This is a genomic window from Psychrobacillus sp. 05T411 (assembly GCF_056396485.1).
In genome coordinates this window covers 67244-79171 of the sequence record NZ_JBFTLO010000024.1, presented here as the reverse complement: position 1 = coordinate 79171, position 11928 = coordinate 67244, and the positions used below count along the sequence as shown (strand labels likewise).

The 11928-nt window shown below is 35.9% G+C and carries 14 protein-coding genes; 4 read left to right on the top strand and 10 right to left on the bottom strand.

Going from position 1 to position 11928, the window contains the following annotated elements:
- Nucleotides 1-205, top strand: a 205-nt coding sequence (locus AC1DFT_RS16190; RefSeq protein WP_478159900.1) for a hypothetical protein, incomplete at its 5' end; no start/stop codon positions are given.
- Nucleotides 206-254: 49 nt separating this feature from the next.
- Here the strand turns inward: AC1DFT_RS16190 and AC1DFT_RS16185 are convergent.
- From AC1DFT_RS16185 to AC1DFT_RS16140, 10 genes are all read right to left on the bottom strand, one after another.
- Entirely contained in the window at nucleotides 255-629 is a 375-nt protein-coding gene (locus AC1DFT_RS16185) for a hypothetical protein (RefSeq protein ID WP_478159898.1), read from the bottom strand.
- A 55-nt stretch (nucleotides 630-684) separates the two neighbouring features.
- Complete coding sequence (locus AC1DFT_RS16180) at nucleotides 685-1563, bottom strand: DMT family transporter (RefSeq protein ID WP_478159896.1); 879 nt, start codon at nucleotides 1561-1563, stop codon at nucleotides 685-687.
- Between the two features lie 39 nt (nucleotides 1564-1602).
- The gene (locus AC1DFT_RS16175; protein WP_478159894.1) at nucleotides 1603-2247 is read right to left on the bottom strand and encodes a response regulator; all 645 of its coding nucleotides are present in this window, start codon (nucleotides 2245-2247) and stop codon (nucleotides 1603-1605) included.
- 1 nt (nucleotide 2248) lies between these two features.
- Nucleotides 2249-4561: a sensor histidine kinase gene (locus AC1DFT_RS16170; RefSeq protein ID WP_478159892.1), complete on the bottom strand. Its 2313-nt coding sequence runs from the start codon at nucleotides 4559-4561 to the stop codon at nucleotides 2249-2251.
- Between the two features lie 29 nt (nucleotides 4562-4590).
- Nucleotides 4591-5139, bottom strand: a complete 549-nt coding sequence (locus tag AC1DFT_RS16165) for a tubby C-terminal domain-like protein (RefSeq protein ID WP_478159890.1) — start codon at nucleotides 5137-5139, stop codon at nucleotides 4591-4593.
- A gap of 33 nt (nucleotides 5140-5172) precedes the next feature.
- Nucleotides 5173-6078 (bottom strand): NAD-dependent epimerase/dehydratase family protein, encoded by a 906-nt coding sequence (locus AC1DFT_RS16160; RefSeq protein WP_478159888.1) that lies wholly within the window; start codon nucleotides 6076-6078, stop codon nucleotides 5173-5175.
- Between the two features lie 30 nt (nucleotides 6079-6108).
- On the bottom strand, nucleotides 6109-7056 hold the full coding sequence (locus AC1DFT_RS16155) for an NAD-dependent epimerase/dehydratase family protein (protein ID WP_478159886.1): 948 nt from the start codon (nucleotides 7054-7056) through the stop codon (nucleotides 6109-6111).
- A gap of 165 nt (nucleotides 7057-7221) precedes the next feature.
- On the bottom strand, nucleotides 7222-7848 hold the full coding sequence (locus tag AC1DFT_RS16150) for a hypothetical protein (protein ID WP_478159884.1): 627 nt from the start codon (nucleotides 7846-7848) through the stop codon (nucleotides 7222-7224).
- Nucleotides 7823-9076, bottom strand: coding sequence for a glycosyltransferase family 4 protein (locus AC1DFT_RS16145; protein ID WP_478159882.1), 1254 nt, complete (start codon nucleotides 9074-9076; stop codon nucleotides 7823-7825). The genes AC1DFT_RS16150 and AC1DFT_RS16145 overlap by 26 nt, the downstream gene beginning before the upstream one ends.
- Nucleotides 9077-9159: 83 nt before the next feature.
- Complete coding sequence (locus AC1DFT_RS16140; RefSeq protein ID WP_478159880.1) at nucleotides 9160-9525, bottom strand: DUF4183 domain-containing protein; 366 nt, start codon at nucleotides 9523-9525, stop codon at nucleotides 9160-9162.
- A 178-nt stretch (nucleotides 9526-9703) separates the two neighbouring features.
- Here AC1DFT_RS16140 and AC1DFT_RS16135 point away from each other — a divergent pair, with 178 nt between their 5' ends.
- The 3 genes from AC1DFT_RS16135 to AC1DFT_RS16125 all read left to right on the top strand — a co-directional run bounded on the left by AC1DFT_RS16135 (nucleotide 9704) and on the right by AC1DFT_RS16125 (nucleotide 11900).
- The gene (locus tag AC1DFT_RS16135) at nucleotides 9704-10075 is read left to right on the top strand and encodes a DUF4183 domain-containing protein (protein WP_478159878.1); all 372 of its coding nucleotides are present in this window, start codon (nucleotides 9704-9706) and stop codon (nucleotides 10073-10075) included.
- A 177-nt stretch (nucleotides 10076-10252) separates the two neighbouring features.
- Complete coding sequence (locus AC1DFT_RS16130) at nucleotides 10253-10879, top strand: DUF1796 family putative cysteine peptidase (RefSeq protein WP_478159876.1); 627 nt, start codon at nucleotides 10253-10255, stop codon at nucleotides 10877-10879.
- A 55-nt stretch (nucleotides 10880-10934) separates the two neighbouring features.
- A complete protein-coding gene (locus AC1DFT_RS16125) occupies nucleotides 10935-11900 on the top strand; it encodes a polysaccharide biosynthesis protein (RefSeq protein WP_478159874.1) in 966 nt (321 codons plus the stop codon).
- Nucleotides 11901-11928: the final 28 nt, after the last annotated feature.

The window sequence follows — 11928 nt, the reverse complement described above, 5'->3', positions numbered from 1 at the left end:
CGTCGACTCCTGCCGGATGAGTGGGCTAATGAGACATCCCAACGTACGCCTAAGGGCGGCGGGGATGGCTCATCGCTCACCCGGCGGAAAGCGTACGACTGTAGCGAAAATCACAGCGGACACTTTATTCGCCTCACTACCACGCAGTTTCCCTATATTGTTTAGAAAAAGTTATCCATACGCTACAGACTTTATTATTTTCTAAAACGCAAAAAAACGTTTGACTAAACTTTCTAGTCAAACGTTTTTCAATATTATTTATCCTCATCTGTAATACCTACATGCTTATAAACAAATGCCTTTAACTCATCTTTTGTAAACGTTATTTCATAAGTCAGAAGGTTATCTTTTACATAGGCTAATTTGTTTCCGTCCGTTGATTCCGATTGAATGTGTAAAATATTATCTATATATAATACCCCTTCATTCGTAATTCGTTGTTTTCCGTCCTCTGTAGTACTGTCCACTAATCCTTCTTGGCCGAGCTCTTCTAAAGCCTTGGTGTAATTTTCCTGTAGGCTATCTTGCAAGACCTGTTCCAACTCACGTCTCGATTGTTCCTTGTCCTCTATGAAATTGTAAATATAATGGGCAAGTAATACTTGTTCTTTTAGTGTCAGTTTTCCCATTTGTTTTCCTCCTCTATTTATCCTGTATAGTCATTATTCCTTTTCTCGCTCATTTTCAAACTTCTATTTCAGCATTACTATTTGGTTTGATCAGTGTGTAAATAATACCTCCAAAAATAAGTAAAATACCAATAGTTTGTAAAAAGGATGGACGGAAATCTAAAATAATTGTATCAAGTAAAATAGCCACAACTGGGTCAACAAAAACTAAAGCGGATATGACCACTGTTGATAATTTGCGAAGACTATCAAAAAACAAGTAATATACAAAACCCGTATGTATCAAGCCAGTCCCTAATATATAAAACCAATTCGAACTACTTAAACCATGAAATACGTCGAAATTCATGAAAGGAAATAATATCAAAATACCGATCGTCGTTTGCATAAACGTCATCGCATATGCACTTAAACCTTTAATCCCTTTCCCCAGTAACATCGTCATCGCATAACACAAGGCTGATAACAAAGCCCACACAAAACCTGAGCTTATGAAGTCAGTTAAGGAAGCAAAATTTTGAATACCGATAATAAATATACTTCCAAGAAAACAAATGATAATTGCTAGTATGGATGTAAAAGTCATCTTCTCTTTTAAAAACAAACTGCCTAATATTAATACAAATATAGGAGCTAAATTATAAATAGAGATGGCTACTGTAATCGACATTTCCTCAAATGCTTTAAATAAAAATACCCAATTCAACACTAGAAAGATACCACAAATAAGCGTTTGTATAACTTCACGTTTCTTCCAAACCTCCACTTTGTGTTGTCCGGTAATGAACCAGCAGAAGCCTAAAAAAAGCGTAGCGCAAATACATCGTACAAAAACTAACTCTACTGCTGGTATACCGGTTTTCACTGTAAAAAAGCCGATGGAACCGAAAATCGCCATTGATAGTGTCATCTTTAACATTGCCGTTCCGTTCATCACACGTCCTCCTTCCATTMTGATGTACGTATGATCTATCTATAGTAGCTGATGTTCTTGTGCTTTCAGTACAGCTTCCATTCGTGATTCAACACCTAGTTTGGAGAAAATTTTTGTTAAATGATATTCCACTGTTCGTTGACTCATAATTAAATTTCTGGCGATGATTTTATTCGTATAACCTTTTTCTATTTCCCTTAAAATAGTTTGCTCTTTTTCTGTTAAACGAATATTTACTAAAGGGGTTTCTTTATCAGATGCACCTGCTAATGGTATCTCCATTCTTTTAAGTTGACGAAATAGGCCTAAGGGAAGTACGACCTCTTCTCGTAAGGCACATCGAATAGTTGTAATAATTTGATCTCCTGTTGCTGTTTTACTTAAAAAACCCGATACTTTAGCTTCTATTAACAAATTGTAATGAATTTCGATGTCAAAACCAGTATAAATGAGAATAATAGACTCTGGCTCTTTCTCCCTAATTAGCTTCATCAGTTCCAAACCATTCAATCCGGGCATATATAAATCGATTAAATATACATCGTAATTTACTTGCTCTATGTGTTCCATAACTTCTAGGCTATTTGTCATGACAGTAACATTCATATCCTTTTGTTGATTTATAATAACTTTTGTCCCTTCACTTACGGACGGGTGATCGTCCACAATTAGCACCTCAATCATTTCACATCATCTCCTTTACCACTTCGATTTTGATTTTCATCCCTTGCCCTTTAGATGAGATTATTTCTATACTACCATCGATACTTCTAATTCTTTCTTTTATCCCTACTAATCCCATGGAGCTAAATGAACATTCCTCGTTTGCTAGGTCATACCCTACCCCATCGTCTTCATATTGTAAGAAAATGGACTGATCGATTTGATAAAATTGGATGCTTACTTGTTTGGCATGGGAATGTTTCATTGCATTATTAAGTAACTCCTGGAAAATGCGATAGAAAATAAGCTCTTCTTCTTTACCCTGGTGAATATTTTCACCTATTGATACATAAAGAAGAAAGTTACAGCGCAGTTTTGTTTGACGGATTAACCTATGGAGAGATTCCTTTAAACCTTGTTCAGTTAGTAACGGCGGCCTAAGCTCCATACATGTTTCTCTAATGAGATGCACATTATCCAACATTTGCTCTTTCATCTCGTTCAATCTATCTTTTATCACTGGATCGTCTAACATGTCATACACGCTATCCACTTCCCGTAACAGCTGCAATTGTTCTTGTAATATGGAATCATGTAAGTCATTGGATAAATTGGCCCGTTCTTTTTCCGAAAGTGCAAATAATAATCTAGATAACCATTTTGGATGCTCATCTGCTTCTTTCAATTTTAGTTGGTCAATTTGTTCTACTAAACCTTCAATTAGCTTCATATTTTCTACGACTACATTTGCAAAATATGCCATCATTTCAATCCATATTTTCTCATCGTTTTCCAATTTTGTTCCCGACTTTTTCTCATCACATAATATAATTTTTTTAATACCAACGTAACTACCAACGACTACGGCAAACCCCCTTGAAAAAGTAAAAATATCTCCAATCGATTTGTTCTCCCATTCCACTTTTTCCAATTCCACTCGATCTATAAAAGTATCCGAGGAAAAACATTGAACTTTCCAAGCTTTCGTTAGTTCCTCCTGATGTATTTCTACAAACGTTACGCTTTTTAGGTTCAGTGTGCTTTCCATCTCGTTTAAAATTCGATTCACAACCATTTGTACTTTGTGCTCATCTTTTGTTTTTTGATAAAAGGTGTACAAATTCGTTTGTAAATTCCCTCTCATTGAATACATATACTTTCTATTTGAGTAATCCATTTGTTCTTTCACGTATAAGAAGATAATGCTACCAACAAAAAGAAGGATAAAGATAATAAAAAATTCCCCGTGAGATATTTTTTCTCTCAAACATAAGCCAATAATTAGACAAATAATGATTGCAAATGGAAATGCTAGAACTGTGTAATATTTAAATCGGTTTAAAATATAGTCAATATCGAATAACTTTTCCGTTAGTTGTAAATAGATAAAGCTAATAGGAATGAAAACTAGAAACATAACCGCAAATTCAGCATTCACAATGGGTGTTGAGAAAAGGACTGCCGGAATTGCATACAAAAATGCAAATGGACAAAAAGCTAAAACAAGAATGAAGACAAGTAATTTAACTGCTTGGCTACCAGGTTGATTTTTATACTTAGAGTAGCTTTTGATAAACAAAACAAAAATAAACAGAAGTAAGAAACTGAACATCCCCAATTCCACCAGTGGTTGAACACCCCTTAATGAAGGGACGAATAAAGAAATTATATTTGCCAATAAAATAAATAATGGAAGGCAGAGTAATTTCCATAAGGTTGATTGACTGATAAACCTTACCCTAAAACTCTCTAAAAAAGATTTTAAAAATTGGATATAAAGAACAAGACAACCTACAAGTGTTACTCCATTTACCATTCGGGCTACAAAATCTCCACGGCTTGAAGCACCTGCGCTCCCATAAGCTATAGCGACACATAGTAAAAAATGGATTAATATTAATGCGGATAACTCTTCCTTTTGTTTTCGGTATATATAGGTAGCTACGTATATAGTAAGTATCAAATATAGTAATGGAATAAGTAAATGCGAAAAAAGCTGACCTGGTACGGATGCGTAAGAAACAGAGAAGTTTTTCTCTTGCCCATTTTCACCTAAAAAAGTCAAACTTTCCGCTGTTCTAACTATTTGTTGTTTCGAAATTTGACTGTTCTGTTCCGGGCACTCACCATCTATCTTTGTTAAAATATCGCCAACCTTAATGTCTTTGTTATATGCCCAACCATTGTCGTATAGTTGATTCACTTTCCATTCGTTATTTTCATTTTCAAGATAAATACCAATAAGCGGCGATTGTATCGTGATATAAGAAGCATAAATAATAAATAGAAGGACTGTCACTATAGGAATTAGTATTTTTTTATCTAAATGTTTCATAGCTTAACCATCTTTCTCCTAATCTAGTGTCACCCTCCAATAAACAACACGCACTGACTAATTCCGATAAAAAATGCGGCATGTTGAATTGGTGAATCTTCTGCTATTTCTAACTGGATGATAAATTCCTCTTCTACATCTGCTTTCCATCTAGCAATTTCTTTATCATTCCAGAGATATCGTGACCAACCCTCTATCTCTTTCTGTATATTGATTTGCATCTGACCATTTGAAATGATTAAATCTGGAATTAGCTCTTTCCATTTATCATAAGCAACCGTATACTTTTCTTTCTGCAAGTAGTCGTAAGCTTCATAATAGACCCTGCCTTTTCTGGTCACCTTCTTGCATGTAAACACAAGTTGTTCTTCTAGGTCATATACGTCATATTGTAAAAAATACCGATAATCCATTAGCTTGTCTATATATTTTTTGATCCCATTAGCGTAATGCCTTTGAAATTTGTAGGTAACGATATTTTCTTCATTATATACGGATGTAATAGGTGTAGTTTCAATTGAAATTGGTTGTGCATATGTATATTTGTACATGAGTAGTTCTCCTTTTTCTTTAACCATAACACAAATAGAACCTCCTTTAGATAGTGAATTCTAAAGGAGGCTTTCTCTTTGATAATTTAATATATCTTCCATAGATTTTTCAAATGGAATTAGCGGACTCCAACCTGTCTTTAATAATAGCGATGGTGAAATGATATCTAATGTTTCTTTTCTATTCTCCAAGGATTGTATGTCTATTTCAACAGAAGATAAGGTTTGGAGCAAATCAGTAATCTCTTTTAAATATCTTGACCTGCCCGAAGTGATCTCGTATACAGAACCAGCTTTCCCAATGTTGAAAAGCTTTTCGTATGCACGAATGGCATCTCTCACATCTAGAAAGTCTCTTTGTGCATAAAGATTATTTACAGTAAGTATTTTCTCTGTATGGTGCATTTCCATTTGGGCTACCCTTTTCGCAAGTATGGAGCATATTCCCTTAGATATACCTGGTCCTATTAAATTAGAAGGTTTTGCAATTATTATGTCTAGCCCGTAAAGCGCTTCCCAGCTTTGAGCTACTAGTACTTGAATTGTTTTGCTTAAACTATACGGATGTTGAAGAGAAGAAATATGTTGCAAATCGAATTGAAGGGTTGAACCAACGACAATTATTTTACATTGGATATTTTCTTGTCGAATGGCTTCAACTAAATAGGCGGTAGATAGTACGTTTGCTTCAAGGGAAGTAATGGGGTCCGACCAAGACTCCTGCACATTATTTTGCCCTGCAAGGTGTAGCACTTTATCCGGTCTTGTCTTTTGTATTAGGTTTCTCACTTGCTGTTTATCCGTTAAGTCACACTGTACCAAATGGATTCTTTCGTCCAACGCTTTGCTTTGTAAAGTTCTAGAAACAGCTGTCACGTCATATCCAGCTTTTTTAAAATAATGGCAGGCATGAATGCCCGTAAAACCGCTTGCCCCTGTTATCAATAAATGAGACTTCTCGTTCATCGGATTATCCCCTTAGTTTCCAAGCATGGATTACGCACGCTTTTCCACCTCATCTGACTCTTTATCTAGGTTTTGATGATAGGCATACGTCTCTTTCAATCCCTCTTCGATTGTATAAGTAGGATGCCACTTTAGAAGACTTTGTGCTTTCTTGTTACAAAGACAACTATGTTTTATATCCCCTTCTCTGGGTGACGTATATTCCTTCGTAACTTTCATACTATGAAGTTCTATGAATAGGTTTAATATTTCATTTATCGAGGTTCTTTGTGAAGTGCTGACCTGGATTGTTTCTTTATCTCCAGATACTAGTGCAGCAWTATTGGCAGCGACTATATCTTTTACATAGATGAAATCCCTTGTTTGATTGCCATCCCCATGTACATGTATATTCCCACCCTTTTTAATGCGATCGAAGAAAACAGAAACTACCCCACCTTCTCCTTTTGGCAATTGCCTCGGTCCGTATACATTTGCGTATCTTAAAATGGTATACGATTGTCTATAAAGCTCATAAAAAAGCCTTATATATGACTCGGCAGTCAATTTGGACAAACCGTAATAGGAAGCAGGTATGGACACATCTTCTTCTGTAAGTAATTCCTTATTTAAATTACCATATACGGCTGACGTACTAGCGAAAATGAATTTCTTCACTTTTGCATGGTGGCAAGCTTCTAGCATGTTAATAGTTCCAATAATATTCACATCTGCATCATACTTAGGGTTTTGAACAGATTTTCCTACGTCCGCTTGTGCTGCAAGATGAAAAAAAGCGTCCGGACGAACATCTAAGACAATTTTTCTCGCTTCTTCGCTGCAAATATCCACGACATGAAGAAATGCATTAGGATTTACCTGTTCAAGCTGGCCAGAAACTAAATTATCTAGAATATGAACTTCTATTCCTTTAGCTATTAATGCATCCACAAGGTGCGAACCAATAAAACCAGCCCCACCCGAAACAATCACTTTCATGCTTTTATCCCCTTTATTTTTTCTTACTATATGCAAACTAAAAAGAAAATGATGGGACAGGTGCCAAAGAAGAACCTTTTGGCATAAAAATGGATGAATAGAAAGGAATTGCGCTCCAAAGCGAATTACCCTTCATTCATCGATAGAGAGTGATAGGAAAGCATGTTATAACTGATGCTTTATCAATTTAGGTATATGACCATTCCCTTGAGAAGGTCGAATTAATATGTTCGCACGTGGATTTGGAATGATATATTCGGTCGGAAGGTTTTTGATAATCTGTTCCCAAACACGATTATCTACAAAAACCTTCTCCGACCCTATAGTTTGTAAAAATAAGCTATCATAGTATTCACTGTTCATTGGCTTCGTAACTTTTCCAAAGAGTGGCGTTGGCAATACGTACTCCTCCGGCAAGTTGATTACGACTTTGTTCCAGACGTTTAGATCCACATATACTTGGGAGGTAGCAGTTGGTTTATGAAACAAGTAATTAAAAGAATCTGCCTTCATAGCTTTAATCACGCTAACCGATTTCGGATTAGGAAAAACTAATTGTTCCGGTACTGTTTGTTTAATCTGGTCCCATACCTTCTCCGAAACACGTATATCCTTACCTTTTTCTTTCGATAAAAACATAGAATCATATTTTTCAGGGGATACAAAAGTGGTTTCTTCTTCGGCTATAGCGTTTCGAGGAAATATAGAGCCCCATATTCTCTTCCATAATGCCCTTCCTTTAATAAGCAAAGAGATAAAAAAAAGTTTAATGTACTGAATCATTCGAGACATTTTGCTCACCAGCTTTGCGCATAATAATGGCTTCTTTATAAATTTCTAGCAAACTTTTCATCCCTTGATCAATAGACCAGTGTGTCATACCCCACTTTTTCGCATTGGATCCCAAGTTTCGTCGAAGTTGCTCATTACTAAGTAATAAATCCAAGTTTTTATATAAGGCATCCGCATCGCCAGGAGGTGTTAATAGACCTGTCACTTTATGTTCTACCATTTCAGGAAGTCCTCCTATATCGCTAACAATTGCAGCTTTCCCAGCAATCTGTGATTCAATCAAAGACAGTGGTTGGTTTTCTAATAAGGTTGGTAGTACGTATATATCCGACTTTCCTAATAAGGAAGGGACATCATCACGCTTTCCTAGAAAATAGACATAATCCTCTAAACCAAGGACCTTATTTTTAGTGCGTAATCTTGCTTCTTCATCTCCAGATCCCACTATCCAACATACCCAGTCTTGTCGTACTTTTTTAAGCTTCACTAGTGCTGTTAGAAGATGCTGTACACCTTTTAGCTCAGCCAATCTACCAGTATAAATGATGACTTTTTTGTTTTTCGGGGGAGAAATAAGCGATTTCACCTTCATTTGCTTGATGAAGTTTTCCGTATCAAATCCGTAATGAAGTACTTTTATTTGATCTTCTACTACTTCAAATTCATCCGTCAGAATATTTTTCAACCAATTGTTTGCTACAATTGTAATTTCAGCAGAGGATGCTCCATTCTTTTCAAGCTCATCATAATAAGCTTTTGCCATGAAAGCATTAGGGGATTTATGAACAGTAGTTAATTGATGATGTATTTCGTGTGCTACAGAACCGTGTAAAGTGGCTACAAGCGGGACATGAGATGGTCGTATTCGATCGATACAAGCCGTGGAAACTACGTCTTGTGTATGGATCAGATCATATTTCTCTAAGCCGAAGTAAGCTGCCCCTAACTCAAAAACGTATCGCTGGAATTCTGTGTACTCCACTAATTTATTCTCATACAACTCAGGATAATTTCGTGTATTTAACTTGGCTTGTAATAATGGTAGCAACTTGTCTCTACCAACTTTCTCCCCACTACTTGCCATGCAAATATTCAAGTTGGCCTCGTCATAGCCAAGCACGTCTACTTCATGCCCAAGTAATTCTAACTTCTTTTTAAGTTGCGTTATATAATTCCATACCCCGCCTAGATGGGGTATAGGCCAATATGTTGCTAACAATATTTTCAATCTATACATCTCCCTATTTAAACCGAATACTCTATTCTTATTTTGAATTTGAAAAATAAACTGGGCTAATGATGGTTTTTTTGTCATTCCCCTACTTTAATCATTTGTAAAATAATCGGACAGCCTTCAGCTGGAACATCCTCGGTTCGTAGAATAATTTTCCCTTCTGTTACTTCGTAATTCACTTTTGGCTGTAATATACCATTTATAAAAAGATTCATATAGGCGATTTGCGAAGGATTCCAAATTTGTTGAATTCCATATTCACTCAGTGCATCACTTTCTGTGTACACTCTTTTTTTACCATCAGCTAATACAAAAAATTCGTGGCTAATAATTTGTTTAGGAGGAACGAATCTAGTCTCTTCCCTTGTTACTGTCAGTGACCCTATAACTTTACGAGGAAAATATGCGTTGGATTTACTTGGAATATAGGGTTGGTTCTTCACGCTAACCCTCCAATCATATGAGATTAAAAAATGAAGTTAAAGTTAGTGTATACACACTCAGTAAAATATGTGTACGCCTTAGGTCCTTATTCTTATTTTGCTCTTTTTGCTCGTCCTGGTATAACTCCTTCATGCATCCATTCATATGTTGTTAAAGAAGTTAAAAGGAGGAACAATTTTGTCATTAAAAATTATTAAGCTTGCTTTAATTCCAAATCAAACAGTTTCGGCTGCACCGGTGGTAACACGTCTATTCCATGAGGTAGCAGAAACCATCCTAGATGTAAGTACCTATAAAATCGAAGCATCAGGTTTTTTCGACGACAGTGGTGAAGTGGTTCAGAACTTGCCTTCATTAAATATGAACAATAGTTATTTTAATGTTTACATTAATGGTGTATTACAGATGGATGATAACTTCGCCTATACGGCAGGAGAAGATGGAGTTGGCTCATTGCTCATTTCACTTCCAGAAGACTCGGAAATCCCGGCAGGTACTCCAATCATTATGGAAATTATCAACTTCAATCCAGAAATAAATAATTTATAAACTAGAATACTGGAGATGATCTTGGAACATAAACGAGATCATCTTTTTATTTTTAGTATGTAGGATTTCAGCCCTTGTTCACTTTGATTTTCCGCATTAACTATTAAATAAGGAGGATTGTGAAATTTACTTTTTTCGCATTTCATACTTATTTGATAGATATAGGGAGGTGAAAAAATGGATTTAGCTCAGCTTAAAGGAAAGTATGATGCAATTTTTAGTTTAGGGGATCTTTGTTTAGGATCTATTCAACTAAAAAAAAATAATTTAAGACCGTATTCTGGAGTGCTAGATTGGATGGCAAGTCCGCAATTATCAGATATTAACCGACTATTAGAAAATCGGTTTGTTGGTTTTATGGATTATGAAAACCTTCGAATCATTGGATATGCGGATGATTGTATTTGCGTAGCGGATGATGGATATAACATAGTGTCTAACCATGATTTCGGTAGAGATAAGAATACACTTCAGTATTTAGGTTCCTACGATGAAGTCATGCAGAAATACGAAAGAAGAATTCAACGATTTCTATCCAAAATGAAGACCGCGAAACGGATTTTGTTTGTCCGAACAGAAGGGACATTGGGAGATGCTGCTGATTTACAAGATATTTTATCCAAACTAGTCAAACATGATTTTAGTATATTGCTGATCAATCATACCCCTGTTACAGGAATTGTAGAGAAAAATTGGCCTTTAGAGAAGGTTTGTTCCATTGAATTTCCTAATACAGATAAATGGGAAGGAAATCATGAACTATGGGAAGAGGTGCTAAGTGGAATTCGCTTAACAGCAAAATAAGCGAAAGAATCAATCATCTCAGGGAAAAAAACAATAATCTGGGAGGAAGAAAATAGTGTTTACAAATTCATCGATATTAGTAACCGGGGGGACAGGCTCATGGGGTATTGAGTTAATCAAACAGCTTTTAACCTTAAACCCTACGAAAATTACTATATTATCAAGAAATGAAAATAGACAAGTTATGATGAGAAGAAATTTTGAAGATACGAGGCTCCACTTTTGCATTGGTGACATACGAGATAGGGACACTTTAAACGCAGCTTGCTTAGGAGTAGACTATGTTTTTCATTTAGCCGCATTAAAACATGTTACCGTCTGCGAAGAAAACCCAATTGAGGCATTCAAGACAAACATATTGGGAACTTACAATGTCATTGAAGCGGCTACGAACAATAATGTAAAAAAAGTAATGTATATATCTACAGACAAAGCTGCAGATCCAGCTAACACTTACGGAATGACGAAAGCACTTGGTGAAAAATTAATCATCCACGCAAGTGAAACAAGTTCTACCACGAAATTCTTCTGCATTCGAGGAGGAAATGTACTAGGAAGTAGTGGAAGTGTCCTGCCTTTGTTTATCAAGCAATTAGAAGAAAAAAACCAAATTATGATTACAGACAAAAGAATGACACGTTATTTTGTAACACCTCAATACGCGATAGAAGTGCTTCTTCAAGCCGCTGAATTGGGCACCGGAGGAGAAATTTTTGTCATGCATATGAATGCATGTAAGATTCTCGATTTAGCGGAAGTACTTATTGACCATTTTCAAAAGGAAGACGTAGATATATTAGAAATAGGGGCAAGAAATGGAGAAAAACTTCATGAAGTGTTAGTAGCTGAGAATGAAGCCCGGTTTGCAACCGTCCTTAACAAAGATCTCATACGAATTTCTACCACGGCCTCTGAGAAAGGGAATACGTCCATACCTACCGTTCTTCTAGATACGAAACAAAAGTTAATGACCAAACAGGAAATTAAAGAATTATTAATAGAAGGCGGCTTTTTAAACTAATAGAAGAGGCTTCTCTCAAGTAGATTAT